General features: G+C 34.1%; 20 protein-coding genes. 16 read left to right on the top strand and 4 right to left on the bottom strand.

Annotated features, from left to right (window positions below):
- Nucleotides 1–151: 151 nt before the first annotated feature.
- The 3 genes from ACFVR2_RS13825 to ACFVR2_RS13815 all read left to right on the top strand — a co-directional run bounded on the left by ACFVR2_RS13825 (nt 152) and on the right by ACFVR2_RS13815 (nt 3,447).
- A complete protein-coding gene (locus tag ACFVR2_RS13825; RefSeq protein ID WP_387362549.1) occupies nt 152–1,462 on the top strand; it encodes a DUF5667 domain-containing protein in 1,311 nt (436 codons plus the stop codon).
- 183 nt (nt 1,463–1,645) lie between these two features.
- Nucleotides 1,646–2,374 (top strand): RNA polymerase sigma-I factor, encoded by a 729-nt coding sequence (sigI, locus tag ACFVR2_RS13820; RefSeq protein ID WP_387362547.1) that lies wholly within the window; start codon nt 1,646–1,648, stop codon nt 2,372–2,374.
- A 2-nt stretch (nt 2,375–2,376) separates the two neighbouring features.
- Entirely contained in the window at nt 2,377–3,447 is a 1,071-nt protein-coding gene (locus tag ACFVR2_RS13815) for an anti-sigma factor domain-containing protein (protein ID WP_387362545.1), read from the top strand.
- A 57-nt stretch (nt 3,448–3,504) separates the two neighbouring features.
- Here ACFVR2_RS13815 and ACFVR2_RS13810 read toward each other — a convergent pair whose 3' ends face one another.
- From ACFVR2_RS13810 to cls, 3 genes are all read right to left on the bottom strand, one after another.
- Nucleotides 3,505–3,711 (bottom strand): Cif family virulence factor, encoded by a 207-nt coding sequence (locus ACFVR2_RS13810; protein ID WP_387362543.1) that lies wholly within the window; start codon nt 3,709–3,711, stop codon nt 3,505–3,507.
- Nucleotides 3,712–4,038: 327 nt separating this feature from the next.
- The gene (gene uvsE / locus ACFVR2_RS13805) at nt 4,039–4,995 is read right to left on the bottom strand and encodes a UV DNA damage repair endonuclease UvsE (RefSeq protein ID WP_387362541.1); all 957 of its coding nucleotides are present in this window, start codon (nt 4,993–4,995) and stop codon (nt 4,039–4,041) included.
- Nucleotides 4,996–5,037: 42 nt separating this feature from the next.
- The gene (cls, locus tag ACFVR2_RS13800; RefSeq protein WP_387362539.1) at nt 5,038–6,231 is read right to left on the bottom strand and encodes a cardiolipin synthase; all 1,194 of its coding nucleotides are present in this window, start codon (nt 6,229–6,231) and stop codon (nt 5,038–5,040) included.
- Between the two features lie 213 nt (nt 6,232–6,444).
- On the opposite strand from cls, the gene ACFVR2_RS13795 reads away from it, so the two are divergent.
- The 6 genes from ACFVR2_RS13795 (at nt 6,445) to ACFVR2_RS13770 (ending at nt 17,544) form a co-directional block, all read left to right on the top strand.
- Nucleotides 6,445–8,553, top strand: a complete 2,109-nt coding sequence (locus tag ACFVR2_RS13795) for a heterodisulfide reductase-related iron-sulfur binding cluster (RefSeq protein WP_387362537.1) — start codon at nt 6,445–6,447, stop codon at nt 8,551–8,553.
- Between the two features lie 168 nt (nt 8,554–8,721).
- Nucleotides 8,722–9,903: an acetyl-CoA C-acetyltransferase gene (locus ACFVR2_RS13790; RefSeq protein WP_387362535.1), complete on the top strand. Its 1,182-nt coding sequence runs from the start codon at nt 8,722–8,724 to the stop codon at nt 9,901–9,903.
- 403 nt (nt 9,904–10,306) lie between these two features.
- Nucleotides 10,307–11,437, top strand: coding sequence for an acyl-CoA dehydrogenase (locus ACFVR2_RS13785; protein ID WP_387362533.1), 1,131 nt, complete (start codon nt 10,307–10,309; stop codon nt 11,435–11,437).
- 128 nt (nt 11,438–11,565) lie between these two features.
- Entirely contained in the window at nt 11,566–14,805 is a 3,240-nt protein-coding gene (gene icmF, locus ACFVR2_RS13780) for a fused isobutyryl-CoA mutase/GTPase IcmF (protein WP_387362531.1), read from the top strand.
- Nucleotides 14,806–15,073: 268 nt separating this feature from the next.
- Nucleotides 15,074–15,628 (top strand): DNA-directed RNA polymerase subunit delta, encoded by a 555-nt coding sequence (gene rpoE, locus ACFVR2_RS13775; protein WP_387362529.1) that lies wholly within the window; start codon nt 15,074–15,076, stop codon nt 15,626–15,628.
- A 314-nt stretch (nt 15,629–15,942) separates the two neighbouring features.
- Nucleotides 15,943–17,544 carry a CTP synthase gene (locus tag ACFVR2_RS13770; RefSeq protein WP_387362527.1) on the top strand — a complete coding sequence of 534 codons (1,602 nt, stop codon included), beginning with the start codon at nt 15,943–15,945 and terminating at the stop codon, nt 17,542–17,544.
- Between the two features lie 70 nt (nt 17,545–17,614).
- Here the strand turns inward: ACFVR2_RS13770 and ACFVR2_RS13765 are convergent, their stop codons facing one another.
- The gene (locus ACFVR2_RS13765; RefSeq protein WP_387362525.1) at nt 17,615–18,139 is read right to left on the bottom strand and encodes a DUF2529 family protein; all 525 of its coding nucleotides are present in this window, start codon (nt 18,137–18,139) and stop codon (nt 17,615–17,617) included.
- A gap of 200 nt (nt 18,140–18,339) precedes the next feature.
- Here ACFVR2_RS13765 and ACFVR2_RS13760 point away from each other — a divergent pair, with 200 nt between their 5' ends.
- From ACFVR2_RS13760 to ACFVR2_RS13730, 7 genes are all read left to right on the top strand, one after another.
- Entirely contained in the window at nt 18,340–18,717 is a 378-nt protein-coding gene (locus tag ACFVR2_RS13760; RefSeq protein WP_025671030.1) for a response regulator, read from the top strand.
- Between the two features lie 294 nt (nt 18,718–19,011).
- The gene (locus ACFVR2_RS13755; protein ID WP_387362523.1) at nt 19,012–19,866 is read left to right on the top strand and encodes a class II fructose-bisphosphate aldolase; all 855 of its coding nucleotides are present in this window, start codon (nt 19,012–19,014) and stop codon (nt 19,864–19,866) included.
- A gap of 439 nt (nt 19,867–20,305) precedes the next feature.
- On the top strand, nt 20,306–21,604 hold the full coding sequence (locus ACFVR2_RS13750) for a UDP-N-acetylglucosamine 1-carboxyvinyltransferase (RefSeq protein WP_387362521.1): 1,299 nt from the start codon (nt 20,306–20,308) through the stop codon (nt 21,602–21,604).
- A 69-nt stretch (nt 21,605–21,673) separates the two neighbouring features.
- Nucleotides 21,674–22,639 (top strand): class II fructose-bisphosphatase, encoded by a 966-nt coding sequence (gene glpX / locus ACFVR2_RS13745; RefSeq protein WP_056469239.1) that lies wholly within the window; start codon nt 21,674–21,676, stop codon nt 22,637–22,639.
- Between the two features lie 355 nt (nt 22,640–22,994).
- Entirely contained in the window at nt 22,995–24,269 is a 1,275-nt protein-coding gene (gene rho / locus ACFVR2_RS13740) for a transcription termination factor Rho (RefSeq protein ID WP_387362519.1), read from the top strand.
- A 159-nt stretch (nt 24,270–24,428) separates the two neighbouring features.
- A complete protein-coding gene (locus tag ACFVR2_RS13735) occupies nt 24,429–24,674 on the top strand; it encodes a type B 50S ribosomal protein L31 (RefSeq protein WP_025671035.1) in 246 nt (81 codons plus the stop codon).
- Between the two features lie 210 nt (nt 24,675–24,884).
- On the top strand, nt 24,885–25,499 hold the full coding sequence (locus ACFVR2_RS13730) for a thymidine kinase (protein ID WP_098232141.1): 615 nt from the start codon (nt 24,885–24,887) through the stop codon (nt 25,497–25,499).
- Nucleotides 25,500–25,662 lie beyond the last annotated feature (163 nt).

The following is a 25,662-nucleotide window of genomic DNA, read 5'->3' as shown; positions in this document are numbered from 1 at the left end:
TTTGTCGGTAAATAGGGAAAGAAAACAAGTTTCACCATTTTTTTATTAATTTTTTACATTTTTTTTAAAACGACCCCCTAAAAAATGAAATTCTCTACGAATAGTTATAGTGAGAATAAATAAAGAAATTTTTACAAAGGGGAAAAAATTCATGAAAAAGTTATTAGTACATACAACTGCAACAGCATTATTATTATCTCAATTAGGATTTTCTAGTTCAGTACTGGCTGCTGAAAATGATACAGTTTCACCAACTGACCAAAAGGAAGAAGCACCTGCATTAGTTAAAGGCGATTTCTTCTATTTTGTAAAAACAACTGTAGAAAAGATTCAACTTTTACTAACAGCAGACAAAGTTAAAGAAGCAGAACTTTTAGCAGAATTTGCACAAGAGCGTATTCATGAAGCAAGAGAATTAATTAAAGAAGGCAAAGAAGATTTAGCAAAAGAAACAATAAAAGAAGCTTTAGGTCAGATGGAAAATGCTCAAGGCCAACTTGACGGTAAGTTACCAACTGTTACTGTACCAACAACTTCAGAAAAAACAACTACAGAAGTAGAAAAAGACGATCAAGAAAAAGTTGAGACAGATAAACAAGATACAGACAAACAAGAAGTAGAAAAAGACGATCAAGAAAAAGTTGAGACAGATAAACAAGATACAGACAAACAAGAAGTAGAAAAAGACGATCAAGAGAAAGCTGAGACAGACAAACAAGATTCAGACAAACAAGAAACTGAAAAAGAAGATCAAGAAAAAGAACATGTTGAAAAACATGAAAAACAAAAAATAACAAAAGAGCAAAAAGAAATTGCAAAAATTCAACACCATTTAAATAACAATTTACTAGTTTTAGCGAACGTTTTAGATCAAGTTAAAAATCCAAAAGCAAAAGCTGCGATTGCTAAAAATATTGAAAAGAGCTTTAACAAAATTTCTGAAAGATTAGAAAAAGTCTTAAAGAATACAGAACAGGATTCAACTACTTTAAAACCTGTTATTACAGTTCAATACCCTGATGCAACTACAGAACAATCAGCTACACCAGAAGTTGTTACAACAATAACGAAAATTGAAGACGTAAATGACACAGACGTGAAAAATGTTAATGAAGATAATCAAGGTGAGAATGAAGACAAAGATGATGCTACTGAAGTTGCTACAAAACCTGTAACAGTAGAGCATAAGGAAGAACATCAACATAAGTCAAAAGAAGTAAAACCAGTTAAAGTAAAAAAAGTAAAAGTTGAAAAAGAAGAAAAACATGTAGTAAAGCATGAAGAAAAACATGAAGAAAAACACGTAGTAAAGCACGAAAATGGTACAAACCATCGAAATCAAGGTGAACATGAAAATCGTGGAAACCATAAGGGAAATGAAAAGCAAGAGTGGAAGAAAAATGAGAATTCAAATAACCAAGGTGAAGACCATGGAAATGGACATGGACATGGTAAAAATTAATAAGTAATTATTTCCATTCACCTTTCAATAAAATCATATGAAACATTTCATAAGATGCGATATGCTTAAGTTTAACTGATTAAATTAAAATGGTGCCTCATACATTCATTTGATTATATAATGAGTGGAGGCGCCTTTAAGTTTTAATGGCTAAGCAATCCTCTTTTGAAAGGAGATCGGGTCTTGTTACTTACAATTTTTCAGACGCTTTATAAAAGAAAAGAAAAAATTGAAGATATTGTATTAACAATACAACAATCTTCATCAAAAGAACTAGATGATTTTATAGTTCAATATACTCCTTTTATAAACAAAACTGTTTCTACTATTTGTGGAAGATTTATTACAAATCAAGAAGATGAATTTAGTATCGGTTTAAATGCATTTCATGAAGCTATTAAACTATATTCATATAAAAAAGGTGCTTCATTTCTATCTTTTGCAAAGTTGATCATAAAGCGAGAATTAATCGATCATTTTCGTAAGGAATCTAAGTATCAATTATTAACTTCAGAACAAACTGGGTCGGAGGATCTACATAAACAATACGACGACCATGTATATAGCACTTATATAAAAAATTTTGATGAAATAAATCGTAAAGAGGAAATTATTCATTTCAGTGAGATGCTTAAACAATTTGGAATTTCATTAGAAACTTTAGTAGAGGTTTCACCTAAACATGAAGACACAAGGGAGCATGTTTTTTCAGTTGTAGATACTATTACAACTGATGAAGCGATGTTAACTTTCTTATATAAAAAGAAAAAATTACCGATGAATAAACTAGAATCTAAAGTGAATATAAGCCGAAAATCACTTGAAAAACATAGAAAATATATTATTGCCATGTGTATTATTTGCGTCAATGATTATATTTATTTACAAAACTATTTAAGAAGGGGGAACTGAAGATGAACAATGGTATTGTATTAAAAGTAAATCGCTCTTCCGTAGTTGTACTAACTGCTAACGGAGAGTATTTGAAATGTAAAAAACTATTGTCATCCTATTCGATTGGTGAAGAAATTCAGTTCCCCAGCAATGCAATTATTTTAAATAATAATAAAATGAAAATAAGTATTCCTAAAATGATACCTGTCGTAATTGCTTGCGGATTAATACTTTTCTCTTTTACATTTATAAATTTGAACAAAGAAGAAGCATTAGCAGCAGGAAGGGTTACAATTGACTCTGAGGCCAAGTTATCATTAATTTTGGACAAACAGTTAAATGTTATTGATTTAAAAGCTCACAATGAACAAGGTAAAAAAGTGATCAATAACATGGAAAACTGGAAACAGGAGCCTCTAAATTTAGTGATGGATGATTTAGTTGGTGAAATGAAGAAATCTAAAGTAATTGAACCAGATGAAAAAATCAAATTAACTGGTGAGATGAGAAAAAAATTTGAAAATAAACAAAGTGAGCTAAATCATGAATTGAAGGATATTCAAGATAGTAATAATCATATTAATATCCCAAATTCTGAGGAACTAGATCAGCCAAAGGTTAAAACTCAAAATCATAGCCAAAATCAAAATAAACCAGAAAAAAGTTTTAATTCTAATTCAACGAAAGTGACAAAAGGCGAAACCAATAACAATAAATCTAGTTCAAAGTCACCTACAATCGAAAAAGAAAAAAATAATGATAATGGTCATTCAAAAGAAGTTCAGAACAATAGACATCAAGATGAGCACTGGGGAAATAAGCAGCGTCAATGGAATCATAGAAATCAAAATGAACACCATGAATCGTCGAATCAAAATCAAAAGAAACAATACAACAACTATGAAAAGCATCAAGACAAAAAAAAAAATGACTATAATGATGACCGCGAATTAAGAAGAAGTAATAATGATCAAGGAAGAAATGAAAATAAAGAAGGCTGCCATGGATGCAATAATCGTTATAAAAACGATCAAAACGAGAACAAGAACAATAATGGTTGGCAAAATGGTAATGAAAAACACTCAGATTAATAATCTGAGTGTTTTTTATACAAATGACATTACTTAACCCCATGAAAGAATAAAGGCTTAGGAAATACTGCTCAAATGCTCATGAATAACCATCCATACACCGTGGTCATTCTTTATAAATACATTGGTAGCTCTACCATGACCGACTACAAAGTTACCTTTCAAATAGCCTTCATATTGAAATTGATAAGTACATGTTGCAGAATTATAATCGGTAGTTAACCATTTTACATTTGTAGCTGTGTACACTTCATTTTGAATCACATTCCAGGCATTCTCAAAATACTGCTGAATTTCTAGTAAAGAAGTACAGGTCTTGTCAATGCTTTTATGTATTGTTGTAGCGCATTTTGATAGTTCATTTACACAAACCGCCTTTATAGTAGAGTTGAAGTAAGACTTGTAGGTGAATATCTATAAACCATCATATCATTGCGATCCATAATTAATCAGTTATTTTAAAGATATTGCTAAATGAAAGAAACCCTCAAGGTAAGTTAAACTTCCTTAAGGGCTACGTAAGTATAAATGAACTTTTTTAATGCTTTCTTGACCCCTATATTCCCTGCTGTTATGATTTTGGTACTCAACTTAAGTAACTTCGATCATTCCACCACTTATTCGCTTATAACCTCTCCATTTCGACATATCTTCCATTAATTGCAATAGAGCTATATCCTTTTTTTTCGATTCAATCATTATATCGATATCACTTCCAATAAATCTAACAATGTCAAAAAAGGGCTTAATAAAATCAAGATCAATTAAATCTGAATGCGCTCTAAACTCTTTTTCGGATTTCGGAGATGAAATATGAATTTTAGGCTTCAAATAAGTATGCTCCCAAGTAGAGAATATAAGGGGTAATAATTTCTCTAACGGCTCTTCACATAAGTTTGCCATATGATGATGATAGTCAAATACGAGCGGAATACCTTCATTTTTGCAAACCATTAGTGTTTCAGTGGTATTATACGTTTTATCGTCATTTTCTAGAGTCATTTGTTTTTTAATGTGAGTAGGGAGCTTTTTTATATTTTCATAAAAACGTTGGATAGCGAGCTCTTTATTTCCATACGCTCCTCCGATATGTATATTAATGACGCTTTCGTCTGAGATACCCATTGCTTCAAGAACTTTATAATGATATTCCATATCAATCACAGCATTATCAGTTATATGAGGTTTATCACTTGTAAAAAGCGTGAATTGGTTAGGATGAAAACTAACTCTTAATTCATGCTTCTTGATAAAATCACCAATTTCTTTAAATTGTTTGTGAAAAATATTAATATAATCAAATTCTACATCTGGATGAGTCGCCAAAGGGACCATTGAAGAGGACATTCTATATAAGGGGATTTGTTGTCCCACATTATAATGAAGTGCTCTATACGTATTTTCGATATTTTGCGAGGTAACATAAATTAATTTCTCCAAACGTTCGTCTCGATCAAGGGCCTTATAACGTGTAAATGTAAGAGTTTTTGCAGGTGAACAATTATATAAAGATAATGCATGTGATACATATCCGAATCGAATGATCATATTTTGTTTACCTCTACCTTTGTTTTTGTATATTTCAAAACACTACATTAATGGTGAAAGAAGCTTGGATAAAAGCTTGCGACATTTCCATAAGAATGTTGTATTTTTATAATGCTCAATAGGATATGATTTTGAGCATTCTAAGTCCTTTGTAAATATTTCCTTAATCTTCAATATGAAAGACTCACTTGAAAAAATACAACTCCATTCATCATTAATGCAAAGACTTCTACGATCAAAGTTAACGGATCCTACATCACAGCAACAATCATCGATGAGTAGTACTTTGGCATGGAAGAACCCCTTCTGATAATGAAAAACTTCTCCACCACCTTCTAAAATTAAAAGGAGATGTGGAAAACTCGCCTCTTTAACTAGTCTGTGGTCTTCTTTTTCTGGGACCATTACGCATATGTGGACGCCTCGATTAAGAGCAGCAAGAAGTGCGTTCATCAGTTTTTTTGTTGGAATAAAATAAGGTGTACCAATATAAATATGTTTATTTGCCTGATCAATTAAATCTTTATATAGGTTCTCAATCCGCACAAAGTCCGACGAATAGAAGTGATGTTCGATTTTCCCTTTTGCTAATTTACCGTCATTAATTAGTGTAACGGATTCTCCGCCACTTCTAACCCAGTCTATTAAAAATTGAACGTGCAAATCTTTTACACCCTCACCAGTCATTCGAATATGATAATCTCTCCAATAACCTAAGTCTTCATCAAAACCAATATATTCTTTGCCGATATTAAAACCGCCAAAATAACCGATTTTTTGATCTATTACTGTAATCTTACGATGGTTACGGTGTTGAAACCGATAGAGAGTATATGGAAATCCGGTTCGCCGATTAAAAAGTACTTCCACGCCATTTTCTTTTAGTTTTTTTATTCTTTTACGCTTAAGTCTAAAACTTCCGATCCAATCAACGAGCAAGCGTACTTGTAATCCTTCCCGAGCTTTTCTTTCGAGTAATGATAAAAATTTTTCGGATGTTTCATCGTTTCGAACAATATAAAAAAGCATAGAAATGCTACTACTTGCTCCTGTTATATCGTCTAGAAGATGCTTGTACAGGTCATTACCATCTGTTATTAACATTGTATCACTATATCTTTTTTTAAATGGACAAGTTTTATCATATTTATGAAAGGCTTTATAACCAAAATAAAGATCTAAGCTAGCAAGGAGTATAAGAAAGAGTAGAGCAATTAAGCAAATGCAAAGAATCATATAATTAAACTCCTTTACCTTTTACGTGTTGATAGTATGACCATATACATTGAAGAATATGAAAAAGAGCCAATTTAATATGAAAAAGTATTTGACTGAATAGTCATTCATTATATAATTAAAGTATATATTTTCTGAATATTATTATGGTTATAAATTTTTAAACAGTAAGCGTTTTCTTTATAACCGGGAAAATTGGGGGAGGAATACATCATGGATCATGCACTTTTGTATTTGAACGCACTGGGGTTTGTGGCAATTACAGTTTATGCAATTTATTTATTCATTTACCTAATTAAAACACGAATTGCCTACATCAAACTTGGTAAAAAAGAAGAATTTGAAAGAAATTTGAAAGATCGCTTTCAAAAAATTTGGGTGAATGTTTTTGGGCAAAAAAAGCTATTAAAGGATAAGAAAAGTGGATTTATTCATTTGTTATTCTTTTATGGATTCATTTTAGTTCAAGCAGGAGCTTTAGACTTTATTTTAAGAGGTCTTGTTCCTGGAGTACATTTACCACTTGGACCTTTATATGGTGCATTTACATTTTTTGAAGAAATCGTTGCGTTGCTAATATTGGTGGCAGTTGTTTGGGCCTTCCATAGACGATATATTGAAAAGTTAGTTCGATTAAAAAGAGGTTGGAAAAGCGGGTTAGTCTTAATTTTCATTGGTTTATTAATGTTATCAACTTTGTTTGGTAATGGAATGGGAATGATTTGGAGTGGAGAAGGAACGAGCTTCCACGAACCAATTGCATCTTTAGTTGCAACAATTTTTAATGGTATTAGTGAACCTTTAGCAATTTCGTTCTTTTACGTTGCTTGGTGGATTCACTTAATTTCACTTTTAACTTTCTTAGTATATGTACCTCAATCAAAGCACGCACATTTACTTGCAGGTCCAGCGAACGTGTATTTTAATCGCTTATCGAAGGCAGGAAAATTAGAAAAAATAGATTTTGAAGATGAAACGCAAGAGACATTTGGTGTTGGAAAAATAAGTGACTTCCGTCAGTCACAATTAATTGACCTATATGCATGTGTAGAATGTGGTCGTTGTACAAATGTCTGTCCGGCTACTGCAACTGGAAAAATGCTGTCACCGATGGATTTAATTTTAAAACTTCGTGATCATTTAACTGAAACAGGGGCAGTTGTTACATCTCGCGCACCTTGGGTTCCAACTGTTGCGTTTTCTAAAACAAAAGGAAATCAATTAGCATTTGCTTCACAAGGAAAACAAGAATCAGCAGCTACATTGGAATATAGTCCAAGCTTAATTGGCGATGTAATTACTGAGGAAGAGATTTGGGCATGTACAACTTGTCGTAACTGTGAAGATCAATGTCCAGTAATGAATGAACATGTTGAAAAGATTATAGATTTACGTCGTTATTTAGTTTTAACAGAAGGTAAGATGCAACCAGATGCTCAACGCGCAATGACAAATATCGAACGTCAAGGAAACCCATGGGGATTAAATCGTAAAGACCGTGAAAACTGGAGAGAACTTGATGAAAGTATCCATATCCCAACAGTAAAAGAAGCTCAGAAAGCTGGAGAAGAAATTGAGTACTTATTCTGGGTTGGTGCAATGGGTTCATATGATAACCGTAGCCAAAAAATCGCATTAGCATTTGCAAAACTAATGAATGAAGCTGGAATTAAGTTTGCTATTTTAGGTAATAAGGAGAAAAACTCTGGTGATACACCTAGACGTTTAGGTCAAGAATTCTTATTCCAAGAGTTAGCAAGTAATAATATCGCAGAAATTGAAAAAGCGGGAGTAAGCAAATTAGTAACAATTGACCCGCATGCTTATAACACATTTAAAAATGAATATCCTGATTTTGGTTTATCAATAGAAGTTTATCATCATACAGAATTATTATCTCAATTGGTTAAAGAAGGTAAGTTAAAGCCGGTTCATCAAGTAAACGAAGTGATTACTTACCATGATTCATGCTATTTAGGTCGATACAATGAAGTTTATGAAGCTCCTAGGGATATTCTTCGTGCAATTCCTGGCGTCAAACTAGTCGAAATGGAGCGTAAACGTGAAACAGGTATGTGCTGTGGAGCGGGTGGAGGATTAATGTGGATGGAAGAGCATGTTGGTAATCGCATTAATGTAACGCGTACTGAACAAGCACTTGCAGTTAGTCCGAATGTAATTGGAACAGGTTGTCCTTACTGCTTAACAATGCTATCAGATGGAACAAAAGCAAAAGAAGTAGAAGAAGCTGTTAAAACACTAGATATAGCAGAGCTTTTAGAGTTATCGATTTTTGGTGATAAACAAAACCAAGCTTCATAAAAGTTCTATAACTTTTCAATCTTCATAAAATAACAATGAAAGGTGTGCAGCTTGTACACCTTTCAGACTGCCTGCAGCGTTTTAAACCGCCTTTTATTTGGTGAATTGATTGATTATAGAATTTTATTATAGAGGAGAAATAGATAAAATTTTAAGGGGGAAAATGGGATGAGTAAAACAGTTATAGTAAGTGCAGTTCGTACACCAATCGGACGTTTTGGAGGCGCCTTAAAGGGCTTTAGTGCTGCTCAGTTAGGTGGTATCGCAATTAAAGAGACATTGAACCGTGTTAACCATCCATTAGAAATGATTGATGATGTCATAATGGGAACAGTTTTACAAGGTGGACAAGGACAACTACCTTCAAGACAAGCACTTCGTAATGCAGGATTACCTTGGGAAACAAGATCAGAAACAATAAATAAAGTATGTGCATCAGGTATGCGTAGTGTTATGCTTTCTGATTTATTGATTCGTTCTGGCGAAAGTAAACGTATTGTTGCAGGTGGAATGGAATCAATGAGCAATACACCTTATTATCAAACCTCTATAAGATGGGGAAATAAAATGGGGAACACAGAATTAAAGGATGGCCTTCTAGTAGATGGCCTAACTTGTTCATTTACTGGAGTTCATATGGGTACATATGGAAGTGAAGTTGCTAAAATCGAAGACATTTCTCGTGAGCAACAAGATGAGTGGGCACTTCGTAGTCAACAACTTGCAGTTGAATCGATTAAAACAGGTAAATTTGAAGAAGAGATTGTAACGATTGAGTCAGTTGGCAAAAAAGGAGTCGTAACCAAAATAGAAGTAGACGAGTGTCCAAGGGAAGATACTACTATTGAAAAACTAGCTAAGCTATCTCCAGCATTCGATCGCGACGGAACAATCACAGCTGGAAATGCACCTGGATTAAACGACGCAGGTGCAGCACTTTTATTAATGAGTGAGGAAGAAGCAAAACTAAATGGCTACTTACCTTTAGCTACAATCGTTGCAACAGAATCAATGGCTGTAGAAGCAAAGGACTTCCCTAGAACTCCAGGATATGTAATTCAAAAATTATTACAAAAAACAAATAGAAAGATATCAGATATTGACTTATTTGAAATTAACGAAGCATTCGCAGCTGTAGTTTTAGCAAGTGCGAAAATTGCGGATATACCTTTAGAAAAAATAAATGTAAATGGTGGTGCAATTGCTCTAGGACATCCAATTGGAGCAAGTGGTGCAAGAATCATCGTAACTTTAATTAATGCTCTAAAAGCAAGAGGCGGAGGCCTTGGAATTGCTGCAATCTGTAGCGGTGGTGGTCAAGGAGACGCGGTCTTAATAGAGGTACGATAAGAGGGAAAAGCAAGAAAAGCAGGGTATGGGAAGAGCAGGAAAGGTATGGAGGGAAATATTTCTTTCTACCTAAGTACTGCCTCCCTTAAGCTGTTATTTTTTTTGCTTTTCTATTTTTGCCTACTAACTTGATCCTGTTTTTCCTTCCTTCCAAACTTAAAAATTTTTCTACAAAAAATAACAGGGATTTTCAGATTTTTGTCTAATATTATACGAAGTAGACTATCTTTTTAGTCAAAGTAGAAAATATTTTGTTAACGCTTACAAAAATCGACAAAAACAACATGGCAGTGATAAGGGAGCAATTAAGTTAAAGGGAATAGGATATAAAATAATTATCTTTAATTAAAACCTTTCATTTGATTGTGATCCTTGTCCTAGCAAAAATCGGGGGAAATGATCTATGCAATTTCGTTTAAGTGAAGAACATGAAATGATTCGTAAAATGGTAAGAGATTTTGCTAGAAATGAGGTTGCTCCGTCAGCTGCTGAGCGTGATGAACATGAAAAATTTGATCGTTCAATTTTTGATCAAATGGCTGAATTGGGATTAACAGGTATTCCATTCCCAGAAGAATATGGTGGAATCGGTAGTGATTATTTAGCTTATGTTATCGCGGTTGAAGAGCTTTCTAGAGTTTGCGCTTCAACAGGCGTAACTTTATCAGCACATACTTCATTAGCTAGTTGGCCGATATATAAATTTGGTACTGAAGAACAAAAACAAAAATTCTTAAAACCGTTAGCACAAGGAACAAAAATCGGTGCTTATGGATTAACTGAACCAGGATCTGGATCAGATGCTGGTGGTATGAGAACGACTGCTAGAAAAGAAGGAAACGAATATATTTTAAATGGTTCAAAAATATTTATTACTAATGGTGGAGAAGCGGAAATTTACGTAGTATTTGCGGTGACTGATCCGACAAATAAACACGGGGTTACTGCATTTATCGTTGAAAGTGATACACCTGGTTTTTCAGTTGGTAAGAAAGAAAGCAAATTAGGTATTCGTTCATCGCCAACAACTGAAATTATCTTTGAAGAATGCCGTATCCCAGCTGAAAACCTATTAGGTGAAGAGGGTAAAGGATTTAAAGTTGCGATGCAAACTCTTGATGGTGGTAGAAATGGAATCGCTGCTCAAGCAGTAGGTATTGCACAAGGTGCTTTAGATGCGTCAGTTGATTATGCTAAAGAGCGTGTTCAATTTGGTAAACCAATTATTGCTCAACAAGGTATCTCATTTAAACTTGCTGATATGGCTACAAGTATCGAAGCTTCTCGTCTATTAACTTATCAAGCTGCATGGTTAGAATCTAATGGACTTCCATATGGTAAGGAATCTGCTATGTCTAAATTACTTGCAGGCGATACTGCAATGAAAGTTACAACAGAGGCAGTACAAGTATTCGGTGGCTATGGATATACGAAGGATTATCCAGTAGAACGCTTTATGAGAGATGCTAAAATTACTCAAATTTATGAGGGAACTCAAGAAATTCAAAAACTAGTAATCTCAAGAATGCTATAAAAATTAATATTTATTCTTCTTTTCGCTTTACGAATGATTAGGATCGCTTGGTACAAGGAATATGGATTGCCCTTTACCAAGTTTTCTTTTACAAAAAAAGGTAATTATAATTTCGGGGGATGATTAGTATGGTAGAAAAGTATCAAGCTAAGCACAAGATTCGTTTCGTAACTGCATCAAGCTTATTTGATGGCCATGACGTGTCAATCAATATGATTAGAAGATTATTGCAGGAAAATGGTGTTGAAGTTATTCATTTAGGCCATAACCGCTCTGTTGAAGAAATTATTAACGCGGCAATTCAAGAGGATGTACAAGGTATTTCAATTTCTTCCTACCAAGGTGGACATATGGAGTACTTTAAATATATGTACGATTTGCTTCAAGAAAGAGGAGCTGCTCACATCAAGTTATTTGGTGGCGGTGGTGGCGTAATTTTGCCTAAAGAGCAAGAGGAGCTAGAAGGATACGGAATCACTAAAATCTATTCACCTGAAGATGGCCGTATAATGGGTCTTCAAGGAATGATCAATCACATGTTACAAAGCACAGATTTTCTTCCACCTTTGAAGGACTTAGAAAACGTTCAAAAACTATCTGCTACAAATCATAAAGAAATTGCTAGATTTATTACTTTAGCTGAAAATAAAGGTTCTCTAGATTCAAGCTTAGAGATGGCTGCAACATTAGAAAAATCAGAAACTAGTAAAAGTGTAGTAATTGGTATGACTGGTACTGGTGGAGCGGGTAAGAGTTCATTAACAGATGAGCTAGTACGTCGTTTTATTCAAGAGTTTCCAGAAAAAACAATCGGTATTGTTTCAATTGATCCAACAAAACGTAAAACAGGTGGGGCACTATTAGGTGATCGTATTCGCATGAATTCAATTCACCATCCAAATGTTTATATGAGAAGTTTAGCTACTCGAGATAGTCAATCTGAAATCTCAAATGCATTAGAGGATACTATTTCAATCTTAAAATCAGCTGATTTTGATGTTATTTTTGTTGAGACAAGTGGTATAGGTCAAGGTGATGCTGCAATTACTCAGTACAGTGATATACATCTGTATGTTATGACAAGTGAATTTGGAGCACCTTCTCAATTAGAAAAAATTGATATGATTGATTTTGCAGATTTGATTGCAATTAATAAATTTGAACGTCAAGGCTCAGAAGATGCATTACGTCTTGTTCAAAAACAATATCAACGTAGTCGCCATCTTTTCCATGATGATATTGCTACAATGCCTGTATACGGAACAATAGCTAGCCAGTTCAACGATGCAGGAACTAATAATTTATTTTTAGCTTTAACAAAATCAATTGAAAAACACACTGCAAATGACTGGAATACGACATATATTAAGCCGGGTAATGTAGAGAAACAACATGTCATTATTCCAAGTAATCGTCGTTTTTATTTAAGAGAAATTGCAGAAACTGTAAGAAACTATCACGAAAACACTGAAGTTGAGGCAGCAAAAGCTTCAAAGCTTTATCAAATTGAAGGAACTCTGTCTGAAATAGAGTCACAAAATATTGAAGATGCAAAACCTACATTAGTAGATTTGAAAAATAAATTTGAAGCATCTCTTGCTCCATCTACAAAACAAGCTCTAAATCATTTTAAATTGATTAAAGAAGCATATTCACAAGATCAATTAATTCAAAAAATTAGAGATAAAGAAATTAAAGTTGAGTTAACAACTACAACTTTATCAGGCACAAAAATACCGAAAGTATCTGTACCTACTTATCGAGATTATGGAGATTTATTAAGATGGGTAGCGAAAGAAAATGTACCTGGATATTTCCCATTTACAGCTGGAGTTTTCCCATTCAAGCGTCAAGATGAAGATCCAAAGAGACAATTTGCTGGTGAGGGACCTCCAAGCAGAACAAATAAACGATTCCACTACCTATGTGAGAATGACCCGGCTAAACGATTAAGTACAGCATTTGATTCAGTAACTCTATACGGAGAAGACCCAGCAATCCGTCCTGACATTTTTGGGAAGATTGGTGAGAGTGGAGTAAATGTATGTACTTTAGATAATATGATTGAGCTTTACAATGGCTTTGATTTATGTAGTCCTTCAACATCTGTTTCTATGACAATTAATGGTCCAGCACCAATTATTTTAGCTATGTTCTTAAATACCGCTATCCATCAACAAGTTGAAATAAAAGAAAAAGAATTAGGAAGAATTTTAACAGTTGAAGAATTCACTGAATTAAAGCGAGTAACTTTACAAAAAGTTCGTGGTACTGTTCAAGCTGATATTTTAAAAGAGGATCAAGGGCAAAATACGTGTATTTTCTCAACAGAATTCGCTTTAAAAATGATGGGCGATATTCAACAGTATTTTATTGATAATAGTGTTCGTAATTATTATTCAGTTTCTATTTCTGGATACCATATTGCTGAAGCTGGAGCAAATCCAATTTCACAACTTGCATTCACTTTATCAAATGGATTCACTTACGTTGAATATTATTTAAGTCGAGGCATGAAAATTGATGATTTTGCACATAATTTATCGTTCTTCTTTAGTAATGGACTTGATGCAGAGTACTCTGTAATAGGACGTGTAGCGAGAAGAATTTGGGCTGTTACTATGAAAGAAAAATATGGTGCATCTGAACGTAGCCAAAAACTTAAATACCATGTTCAAACATCAGGTCGCTCATTACATGCTCAAGAGATGGCATTTAATGATATACGTACGACGTTACAAGCATTACTGGCTTTATATGATAACTGTAACTCACTTCATACAAATGCATATGATGAGGCTGTCACAACTCCTACTGAGGAATCTGTACGTCGTGCAATGGCGATTCAGCTTATTATTCAAAAGGAAAATGGTCTATCAAAAAATGAAAATCCAATCCAAGGATCATTTATCATTGAGCAGTTAACAGACTTAGTAGAAGAAGCAGTCTTAAAAGAGTTTGAGAGAATTAGTGACCGTGGTGGCGTATTAGGTGCGATGGAGCTTCAATATCAACGTAGTAAAATTCAAGAAGAGTCACTTTATTATGAAACACTTAAACATAATGGTGAACTTCCAATCATAGGTGTAAACTCTTACATCAATCCTAACGAACAAATGGAATCAATCAATACAATGGAAATCGCTAGATCAAGCTACGAAGAAAAACAATCGCAAATTGATCATGTAGAGCAATTCCAAGTAAAGCATAAATCAGATGCACAAGTTGCTCTAGAACAATTAAAAAAAGTTGCTCGTCAAAATGGCAATCTATTCGAGGAGCTAATGAATACTGTTCGCGTTGCTAGTTTAGGACAAATCACTCAAGCATTATATGAAGTAGGCGGACAATACCGTAGAAATATGTAAAAAAGGATTGCGAAAAGCCGCTTGTCTGCTTTAAGACAGCAAAAGGGGCATGTGACTGGAGCTAGGTAGAATGGGCGTCTTTTTAGACGCTCATTTTACTATTTTCGCGAAAAATTAGTCTAATATTGAAAAATATAGACAAGGTGCTAGCATATTTAACTTAGTTTTGTTTATAATGAAAGATATGTATTTTATAACTAACTAGTAAAATTTATACATAATGTTATTGAATTATGGTGAAAATATTATTTTTAAAGGAGTGCTTACCTTGAGTTTAAAGCAATACTCGGAAGAGCAATTAAAAGAATTATCGCTTATTGAATTAGCATATGAACTTTTTTCTGAAACAAAGGAACCTATTTCTTTTTATGATTTAGTTGACCAAATTGCAACAGTTTTAGGTGTAACTAGAGAGGCACTATTAGAAAAACTTCCTCAATTTTATACAGAATTAAATATTGATGGCCGTTTCGTATGTTTAGGTGAAAATCGTTGGGGATTACGTGCTTGGTATCCTTATGATCAAGCTGAAGAAGAAGTATTACCTGTTGCAAAACCTAAGAAGAAACGTAAACAAGTGGAAGAAGATGAGTTCGAAGATTATGACACATCTGAAGAAGATGAGTTTGAAGAGGAAGAACTTGAATTAGACGAGTTAGATGAAGATCTAGTTGATGATGAAGAAACTGATGAGTTTGATGACGAAGAAATCGATGAAGATGATGAAGACATTGAAATTGATGATGAAGATTTAGAGCTAGAAGATGAAGAAGATGAAGAAGATGAAGAATTAGATGAATTAGAAGAGGAAGAAAAACGATAAGTTCTTGACTTTTAAGTACTGAATGAGTAGAATTCTTATTGGGCTCTTTAAAAAGAACGAAATATATTTTGACGCTCCCTATTTTAAATAGGGGGCGTCTTTGTTTTTTTACAAATACTTAATGTAATAAAACAATAAATGAAATGTTTACTTTATATTCAAATGTTGAAAAATTGCATGAAAAAACCCAATTTTGGATGACAATAAAGCATGCATACAAAATGTTATTAAATAATTTTTTATAAAGGTTTAGCTTTGTAGTTTCTTGTAAGGAAAAATAAAATACGAATGCTAAAAATGAAAGGGGCTCAATTATGACAAAGTATATTTTTGTAACAGGTGGCGTAGTTTCTTCTCTTGGTAAAGGGATTGTAGCAGCATCTTTAGGACGACTACTAAAAAACAGAGGATTAAATGTAACAATTCAAAAGTTCGATCCTTACATTAACTTAGACCCAGGAACAATGAGTCCTTATCAACATGGTGAAGTTTTCGTAACAGATGACGGTGCAGAAACAGACTTAGACTTAGGACATTATGAAAGATTTGTTGATATTAATGTTACTAAATTCAACAATATAACTAGTGGTAAAGTTTATTCTACAGTTTTACAAAAAGAACGTCGTGGAGATTACTTAGGAGGAACTGTACAAGTTATCCCACATATTACAAATGAGATTAAAGATAAAGTTTTCCGTGCGGGTCGCGAAACGAATGCGGATGTTGTTATCACTGAAATCGGTGGAACTGTTGGTGATATCGAATCATTACCATTTATGGAAGCTATTCGTCAAATTAAAAGCGATGTAGGCCGCGACAACGTAATGTATGTTCACTGTACGCTTGTTCCTTATATTAAAGCAGCTGGTGAGTTAAAAACAAAACCAACTCAGCACAGTGTAAAAGAACTTCGAAGCATTGGTATTCAACCAAATGTGATCGTATTACGTTCAGAAACATCTGTACCTCAAGAAATGAAAGATAAAATTGCTCAATTCTGTGATGTGGATGCGAAAGACGTAATCGAATGTGTAGACGCAGACACTCTTTACGAAATCCCATTAGCTTTACAAGCACAAGGATTAGATAGCATCGCATGTAATCATTTAAAACTACAAACAAATGAAGCAGATATGACAGAGTGGATTGCTTTAGTAGATAAAGTTAAAAACCTAACTAAATCAACAAAAATCGCTCTAGTTGGTAAATATGTAGAATTACAAGATGCTTATATTTCAGTAGCAGAAGCATTAAAGCACGCAGGATTTGCTTTTGATAGTGAAATTGAAATTAAATGGATTAATGCAGAAGAAGTTACAACAGCTAATGTAAACGAACTTTTAAGCGACGTAGATGGAATTCTTGTACCAGGTGGATTCGGAGACCGTGGTGTAGAAGGCAAAATCTTAACTGCACAATTTGCTCGTGAAAATAACGTACCATTCTTAGGAATTTGTCTAGGTATGCAAATTGCGTCAATTGAATTTGCTAGAAATGTTTTAGGATTGAAAGGTGCTCACTCGGCTGAAATCGATCCTACTACTAACTATCCAATTATCGATTTATTACCAGAACAAAAAGATGTAGAAGATTTAGGTGGTACATTACGTTTAGGTTTATATCCATGTAAATTAGTTGAAGGTTCAAAAGCATTCGAAGCTTACGGAGAAGAAGTTGTTTACGAACGTCACCGTCATCGTTATGAGTTTAATAATGAATACCGTCAACAAATGGAACAAGAAGGATTTATCTTCTCAGGTACTAGCCCTGATGGACGTTTAGTAGAAATTATTGAGTTACCAAATCACCCTTGGTTTGTAGCTTCTCAATTCCACCCAGAGTTTATTTCTCGTCCAAATAGACCACAACCATTATTCAGAGATTTTGTAGGAGCATCACTACAAAACCGAGGCTAATGAAATAAAAAACACCCAACTGATTTTATTAAAATCATGTTGGGTGTTTTTGTTATTTTAGAATTATTTTTCAGTCGAAATCTGATAGGATTTCACTCATTGTAAGTAGTAGGCAATGATAAATAAATAATCCTGTGAGTAGGGTAGGTAAACAGATTCGGTCTCCCTCGTCAGTTGGAACAAGCTTTCTTGTTAATTCATAGTTAATAAATACATCAGCTAGTTCTGATAAATGGTCTTCTCCATTGATTGTGGTAGAGACAATCACTATTCCAATGTTTGAATCTGATAGTTTTTTAGCTAGAAGAATAGCTTCTTGATCATCCGTCTGTCTTGTAAATAAAAGTACTCGATCTACTGGTGATAATGACTGGATTTCGCCGTTAATCAATAAAGGTTTAATTGAGTTGTTTTGTTCTGCTCCATCAGTTATTTCGGATATAATACCAGCAAATTCTTTTGTGCCATGAACATAAACGCATCCTTCGCCAATAACTGCCTGTGCTAGGAACCGTGAAGCATCTTCAAATACTTCCTCTTGCTTAACTATTTTTTGAAAAACGCCATTCAATTGTGTCGAAAAAATTTTTAACATTAAGTAATACTCCCTCTTATAAAAGTATGGTCTAACCATTATACTGTAATTTAGATAGATACAAAAAATTTTAAAAAAGTAGTTTTTTGTAAAATTTTCAAACTAATGCAGGAAAAAAGGTTTTTAAGTAGAATGTAAAAATTTAGGGGAATTTGTGTTTTTTTAAGAACGCTATCTGGTTAAGAAAGGTGGTACTATTTTTGGGAAGTAAATTACTTATAGTAGACGATCAGTACGGAATTCGTTTGCTTTTACACGAAATTTTCAAAAAAGAAGGCTATGAGGTATTTCAGGCAGCTAATGGTTTTCAAGCAATTGATATTGTAGTGAAGGATTGTCCCGACTTAGTTATTCTTGATATGAAAATACCAGGTATGGACGGAGTGGAGATTCTAAAACGAATCAAAGAAATTAATAAAGATATTAAAGTTATATTGATGACGGCTTATGGTGAACTCGATATTATTGAAGAAGCTAAAAAATTAGGAGCACTACAATATTTTCCAAAACCATTTGATATTGATGAAATTAAAAAGGTTGTTAGAGAGCATACTTCACAACCACAATCTCAGCAGTAAAATAGCAGATGGGTAGCGGACCATCTGCTTTTATTTTTATCTATAAATTGAAAGCGTTTTCGGAAATACCGAATAAAGTCGGTTGAAATAGTGTTTAATTATCCAAAATGTGACGATAATACGAACATTAGATGATATTTGTTGTATTTTCATTTCATTTTTTGTATTCTTATGTTGTGATATAAAAACCTAATAATTTACATAATAAAGAACGATTTGTAGCATTCTATTCTTGTTAGTAAAATTATGGGTGCAGATTAATTTTCATAAAAGAGTATATAAGGAGGGCTTAAAATGCCTTTAGTATCTATGACTGAAATGCTTAATAAAGCAAAAGAAGGTAAATACGCTGTTGGTCAATACAATATTAATAACTTAGAGTGGACTTTTGCTATTCTTACTGCAGCTGAAAAAGAACAATCACCTGTAATTCTTGGTGTTTCTGAAGGTGCAGCTAAATACATGGGTGGATTTAATACTGTTGTAAAAATGGTAGAAGGTTTATTAATTGATTTAAAAATTACTGTACCTGTAGCAATTCACCTTGATCACGGTTCAAGCTTTGAAGCATGTAAAGCTGCAATTGACGCTGGATTTACTTCAGTTATGATTGATGCTTCTCATGATCCATTTGAACAAAACGTTGAAACAACTAAAAAAGTTGTAGACTACGCTCATTCTCATGGTGTATCTGTTGAAGCTGAGTTAGGAACTGTTGGTGGACAAGAAGATCACGTTGTTGGAGACATTATTTATGCTGATCCAGCAGAATGTAAAGAACTAGTTGAGCGTACTGGCATTGATTGCTTAGCTCCAGCTTTAGGTTCTGTTCATGGACCATACAAAGGTGAACCAAAATTAGGTTTCGACGAAATGGAACAAATCGGTAACGAAACTAATGTACCATTAGTTTTACACGGTGGAACTGGAATCCTAACTGAACAAATTCAAAAAGCAATCGCTCGTGGAACTGCAAAAATTAACGTAAACACTGAGAACCAAATTGCTTTCAATAAAGCTGTTCGTGAATTTGTTGCAAATGATGAAAAACAATACGACCCACGTAAAGTTCTTGGACCAGGTCGCGAAGCAATTATCGCAACAGTAGCTGGTAAGATCCGTGAGTTCGGTACTAGTAACAAAGCATAATATTTTAAGTTTTTTAGCTTAAAATATGATATATTATAATAAATTAAGCCGTCTAAATTATGTTTAGACGGTTTTCTTGTTTAACAAAGCTATTTTTAGCAATAAATTTATATGTTTTTTCATTTAGACTTGAAGATATAAGATAATAATGATTAGAATTAGTTTAGGTCTAGTTAAGAAATTACCAAATATCTAATTCTACTTTATTAACTAATCAAAATTTATTTAAAGGTTTTACTCAATATTTATTGAAATTCAAGATATTGTAATTAACCAAATTAAAAGCAAAAGTCTTTACATTAGACTGTAGCTCTCGTATAAACTAAGATTAGAGAAGTAGAATTTTGGAGAAAATAGGTAGAAACTATTCGACAGTTGAGAAGATTAAAAACTTTACTTCTCTACTATTTTCTTCTGCTCATTTAGAAGGGAGTATACTATGGAAAAGCTTGTATTAGAAGGCGGTATACCTTTAAAAGGGACAATTCGTGTTAGCGGTGCCAAAAATAGTGCAGTGGCCTTAATCCCAGCAACTATCTTAGCAAGCTCACCTGTAACACTTGAAGGAGTTCCTTCTATTTCAGATGTTCAAACACTATGTGACCTTTTAGAGGAAATAGGTGGTCAAGTAGAAGTATCTGATGAAAAAATAATGATTGATCCAACAAATATGGTTGCAATGCCACTTCCAAGTGGGAAGGTAAAAAAATTGCGAGCGTCCTATTATTTAATGGGTGCAATGTTAGGTAGATTTAAGCAAGCGGTTATAGGCTTACCAGGGGGATGTTATCTTGGACCAAGACCTATTGATCAACATATAAAAGGTTTTGAAGCATTGGGTGCAAAAGTAACAAATGAGCAAGGTGCAATCTATTTAAGGGCAGAAGAACTAAAAGGTGCACGTATATACTTAGATGTAGTTAGTGTTGGTGCAACGATTAATATCATGTTAGCAGCGGTTTTAGCAAATGGTAGAACTGTTATTGAAAACGCTGCAAAAGAGCCTGAGATTGTTGATGTAGCTACTTTATTAACAAGTATGGGTGCTAAAATTAAAGGTGCAGGTACTGATGTAATTCGAATTGATGGAGTAGAATCACTATCTGGCTGCACACATACAATTATCCCTGATCGCATTGAAGCAGGAACTTATACAATATTAGCTGCTGCAACTGTGCAAGAAGGGGACAAGGTTATTGTTGATAATGTTATTCCTCATCATTTGGAATCACTTATAGCAAAAATGAGAGAAATGAATATAGATATTGATACGAATGACGATCAAATTATCGTTTCAGGATCAAATAAAGAACTAAGATCAGTAGATATTAAAACTTTAGTTTATCCAGGCTTTCCGACTGACTTACAGCAGCCGTTTTCTGTGCTGTTAACGAAGGCGAATGGGACAGCCGTTATAACTGATACAATTTATGGTGCAAGATTTAAGCATATTGATGAGCTTAGAAGAATGAGTGCAACGATTAAAGTCGAAGGTAGTACAGCTATTATTTCCGGTCCTGCGCAGTTACAAGGCGGTCGTGTAAAAGCAAGTGATTTACGTGCTGGCGCAGCGTTGGTTATAGCAGGCCTAATTGCAGAAGGAAAAACAGAACTAACTGGTTTAGAACATGTTGACAGAGGATATGAGGATTTAGTTGAAAAGCTTTTAGGATTAGGAGCGAATGTATGGCGTGTTCAACTAACCAAGCAAGAAGTTGAACAATTAAAAAATGCGTAAGATTGGGTGTCTACATACTCATTAACATAATAAAGATAGTTTTCATTTACATCAAAGGGGGAGTTTTGAATGGAAAGAAGTTTATCAATGGAGTTAGTACGTGTTACTGAGGCAGCGGCACTAGCATCTGCAAAGTGGATGGGTTTAGGTAAAAAAGATGAAGCAGATGATGCTGCTACAACAGCAATGCGTGATGTATTTGATACGATTCCTATGAAGGGAACAGTTGTAATTGGAGAAGGCGAAATGGACGAGGCTCCAATGCTATATATCGGTGAGAAACTTGGTAATGGATATGGTCCAAGAGTGGACGTAGCAGTTGATCCACTTGAAGGTACAAATATCGTTGCATCTGGTGGATGGAATGCTTTAGCAGTTATTGCAATTGCTGACCATGGCAATTTATTACATGCTCCTGATATGTACATGGAGAAACTTGCAGTAGGGCCTGAAGCGGTTGGTAAAGTTGATATCAATGCATCTGTTCTTGAAAACTTAACTGCTGTAGCAAAAGCAAAAGGAAAAAATATTAATGAAGTCGTTGCAACAGTATTAAATAGAGAACGTCATGCGAAGTTAATTGAAGAAATTCGCTCAGCAGGTGCTCGAATTAAACTAATTAACGATGGTGATGTAGCGGGTGCGATTAACACAGCTTTTGATCACACAGGTGTTGATATTTTATTTGGAAGCGGTGGAGCGCCAGAAGGAGTTATCGCTGCAGTTGCTTTAAAATGCTTAGGTGGAGAACTTCAAGGAAAGTTATTACCTCAAAATGAAGAAGAGATTGAACGTTGCAAACGCATGGGCATAGAAGATCCAAACCGTATATTATATATGGACGATTTAGTTAAGGGTGACGACGCAATTTTTGCTGCTACTGGTGTAACTGATGGGGAATTATTAAAAGGTGTACAATACAAAGGGAATGTAGGATCTACGCAATCGTTAGTTATGCGTGCTAAATCAGGAACTGTTCGTTTTGTAGATGGACGTCACAGCCTAAACAAAAAACCAAACCTAGTTATTAAATAATCAAATCACTTAAAATCTTGGTTTTGATGAAGGATAATGATGAGTCAAAATTCTTTGTTAACGAAATCGGAATCTAGATATTAATTTAGTAGAATAATGACTCTTTCCTTTATTTACCAAGGGGAAGAGTCATTAAATAGTTTAGTCGAAAAATAGTTGGCATAAAAAACTCTTTCGAATTATAATCTCAATAGATAGTAAACCTATTAATTCTAATTACTTAGAATATTTTTAGGGGAAAAGGTTACACTAAAGAGTAATACTTTATGTAAGTTTCCTTCAAAAAACCTTCTAAATAACCTTCCGAATTAAGAAAACCCTAATTTGAACGAATAAAAGTAAAGAGTGGTGTTATATGAGTTTAACAATCTCTGCATTAGAAAACATGAAATTAAAAGATTTGTATGAACACGCGAAGGTAATGAAAATTTCGTATTACAGCAAATTATCGAAAAAAGAACTTATTTTTGCAATCCTTAAAGCGCAAGCGGAAAAAGACGGATTAATGTTCATGGAAGGTGTACTAGAAATTATCTCTTCAGAAGGATACGGATTCTTACGCCCAATTAATTATTCACCTAGTTCAGAAGATATTTATATTTCTGCATCTCAAATTCGTCGTTTTGATATGCGAAATGGTGATAAAGTTTCTGGAAAGGTACGTCCACCGAAGGAAAACGAAAGATACTTTGGTCTACTTCAAGTAGAGGCAGTCAATGGTGATGACCCTGAGAATGCTAAAGAACGAGTTCACTTCCCGGGATTAACTGCTTTATATCCTAATAGACAAATGAAGCTTGAAACATCTCCTGCTAAGTTTTCAACAAGAATTATTGATATGATTGCCCCAGTAGGATTTGGCCAACGTGGTTTAATCGTTGCCCCTCCAAAAGCCGGTAAGACAGAGTTATTAAAAGAAATTGCAAATAGCATCACGACAAATCACCCAGAAGCAGAACTAATTGTATTGCTAATTGATGAGCGACCAGAAGAGGTAACGGACATTGAACGTTCTGTAAAAGGAGATGTTGTAAGTTCGACTTTCGATGAAACTCCTGATAGTCATATAAAGGTTTCTGAATTAGTATTAGAGCGTGCTATGAGACTAGTAGAGCATAAGAAAGATGTCATTATTTTAATGGATAGTATTACTAGGCTTGCTCGTGCATACAATTTAGTTATTCCACCAAGTGGTCGTACGTTATCAGGTGGTATTGATCCTGCTGCATTCCATAGACCAAAACGATTCTTCGGTGCTGCACGTAACATCGAAGAAGGTGGAAGTTTAACGATTTTAGCAACGGCTCTAATCGACACTGGCTCACGTATGGATGATGTTATTTATGAGGAATTCAAAGGTACCGGTAATATGGAGCTTCACTTAGATCGTTCATTAGCTGAACGTCGTATCTTCCCAGCAATTGACATTCGTCGTTCTGGAACACGTAAAGAAGATCTATTAATACCAAAAGATCATCTGGACAAGCTATGGTTAATGAGAAAAACAATGTCAGATATTCCAGACTTTGTTGAACGTTATTTCAGAATGCTTCGTCAAACGAAAACAAATGAAGATTTCTTCAATACGATGACTGAAGAAAGTAGAAAAACGCCAGTCTCTCATAAATAGTTGGAAGATATAAGCAATCTGAAAGAGAAATAGTGGGTTGCATTCTCCCGGGTTAGTTGCTATAATTTCATTTGTATGTGAAATGTAAATTATGTGGTATACACATGGTTTCTTATAACTCTGATTTCAAGGATTTCAGGGCGGAAGGAGATGAAAGACATGAAAGCGAATATTCATCCTAATTACAAGAAAGTAGTGTTTATGGATATTAACACTGGTTTCAAATTCTTAAGCGGATCAACAAAATATTCTAACGAAACAATCGAATGGGAAGATGGCGAAACTTACCCTCTAATCAAAGTTGAGGTTTCTTCTGATTCACACCCATTCTACACTGGACGTCAGAAATTTGCTAACGCTGCAGGACGTGTTGAACGTTTCAACAAAAAATACGGCCTTAAGTAATATTGATGAAAAGCAGGCGAGTTATTGCTACTTTGCCTGCTTTTTTTACGCATTTATAGTCAAATAACATATAAGTTTAATTCAATTTAGTGAATTTTTATATAAATAATCAAGATACTTACACGAATTATAAATACTGATGAATTAACCGGCGTTTAAAATAAATAAATAAAATAGTCTTTGTACTGATATAGAAAGGTGAGACACATAATGTTCTTTATGATGAAAAAAAATGGTTGGATTGAAATGATTTGCGGAAGTATGTTTTCTGGAAAATCAGAGGAACTAATTCGCCGTGTTCGTCGTACACAGTTTGCTAAGCAAAGCTGTGTTACATTCAAGCCATCAATTGATAATCGATACAGTGAAGTAGAAGTGGTGTCTCACACAGGTATGAAAGTACCTGCTTATGCAGTAACACACTCATCACATATTCTTAAATATGTTACAGAAGAAGTTGAAGTAGTTGCAATTGACGAGATTCAATTCTTTGACGATGAAATAGTTATGGTAGTTCAACAACTTGCGAACTCTGGAAAACGTGTAATTTGTGCAGGTTTAGACCAGGATTTTAGAGGATTACCATTTGGTAAAGTACCTGAAATATTATCAATTGCAGAACATGTAACGAAATTAAACGCAGTTTGTGCTTCATGCGGATCACCTGCAAGTAGAACTCAAAGATTAATAAATGGTAAACCAGCTCTATTTGAAGACCCAATTATTTTAGTAGGTGCATCTGAATCGTATGAACCAAGATGTCGCCACTGTCACGAAGTACCAACAAAAACAATTCAACCAGTACTTCAAAGTCAGAACGATTAATTTTACAGTAGGTTGAAAATTAGCTATTAAGACCATATACTAAGAAATGTGGAGTAAGCTCGCACAGCTCTGAATGGAATATTATCGAAGAGCTAGCTTTCGGAACTGGACAATAATAATTGTGGATAAAGTGTTATAGGCGCTTTTACCTTAGAATTTAGAA

This window comes from Gottfriedia sp. NPDC057991, assembly GCF_042886615.1.
GTDB lineage: Bacteria > Bacillota > Bacilli > Bacillales > Bacillaceae_G > Gottfriedia.
Note: the sequence above shows the minus strand (reverse complement) of the source record. Positions and strands in the feature narration are given on the sequence as shown.

What these genes read in the sequence shown, in the direction of transcription:
- icmF (WP_387362531.1), top strand. Translation starts at nt 11,566, where the DNA reads ATGGTAGAAAAGTATCAAGCTAAGCACAAGATTCGTTTCGTAACTGCA.
- ACFVR2_RS13765 (WP_387362525.1), bottom strand. Translation starts at nt 18,139, where the DNA reads ATGTTAAAAATTTTTTCGACACAATTGAATGGCGTTTTTCAAAAAATA.
- ACFVR2_RS13735 (WP_025671035.1), top strand. Translation starts at nt 24,429, where the DNA reads ATGAAAGCGAATATTCATCCTAATTACAAGAAAGTAGTGTTTATGGAT.
- ACFVR2_RS13785 (WP_387362533.1), top strand. Translation starts at nt 10,307, where the DNA reads ATGCAATTTCGTTTAAGTGAAGAACATGAAATGATTCGTAAAATGGTA.
- ACFVR2_RS13755 (WP_387362523.1), top strand. Translation starts at nt 19,012, where the DNA reads ATGCCTTTAGTATCTATGACTGAAATGCTTAATAAAGCAAAAGAAGGT.
- ACFVR2_RS13795 (WP_387362537.1), top strand. Translation starts at nt 6,445, where the DNA reads ATGGATCATGCACTTTTGTATTTGAACGCACTGGGGTTTGTGGCAATT.
- ACFVR2_RS13825 (WP_387362549.1), top strand. Translation starts at nt 152, where the DNA reads ATGAAAAAGTTATTAGTACATACAACTGCAACAGCATTATTATTATCT.
- ACFVR2_RS13730 (WP_098232141.1), top strand. Translation starts at nt 24,885, where the DNA reads ATGTTCTTTATGATGAAAAAAAATGGTTGGATTGAAATGATTTGCGGA.
- rho (WP_387362519.1), top strand. Translation starts at nt 22,995, where the DNA reads ATGAGTTTAACAATCTCTGCATTAGAAAACATGAAATTAAAAGATTTG.
- ACFVR2_RS13815 (WP_387362545.1), top strand. Translation starts at nt 2,377, where the DNA reads ATGAACAATGGTATTGTATTAAAAGTAAATCGCTCTTCCGTAGTTGTA.
- glpX (WP_056469239.1), top strand. Translation starts at nt 21,674, where the DNA reads ATGGAAAGAAGTTTATCAATGGAGTTAGTACGTGTTACTGAGGCAGCG.
- ACFVR2_RS13770 (WP_387362527.1), top strand. Translation starts at nt 15,943, where the DNA reads ATGACAAAGTATATTTTTGTAACAGGTGGCGTAGTTTCTTCTCTTGGT.
- uvsE (WP_387362541.1), bottom strand. Translation starts at nt 4,995, where the DNA reads ATGATCATTCGATTCGGATATGTATCACATGCATTATCTTTATATAAT.
- ACFVR2_RS13790 (WP_387362535.1), top strand. Translation starts at nt 8,722, where the DNA reads ATGAGTAAAACAGTTATAGTAAGTGCAGTTCGTACACCAATCGGACGT.
- ACFVR2_RS13750 (WP_387362521.1), top strand. Translation starts at nt 20,306, where the DNA reads ATGGAAAAGCTTGTATTAGAAGGCGGTATACCTTTAAAAGGGACAATT.
- cls (WP_387362539.1), bottom strand. Translation starts at nt 6,231, where the DNA reads ATGATTCTTTGCATTTGCTTAATTGCTCTACTCTTTCTTATACTCCTT.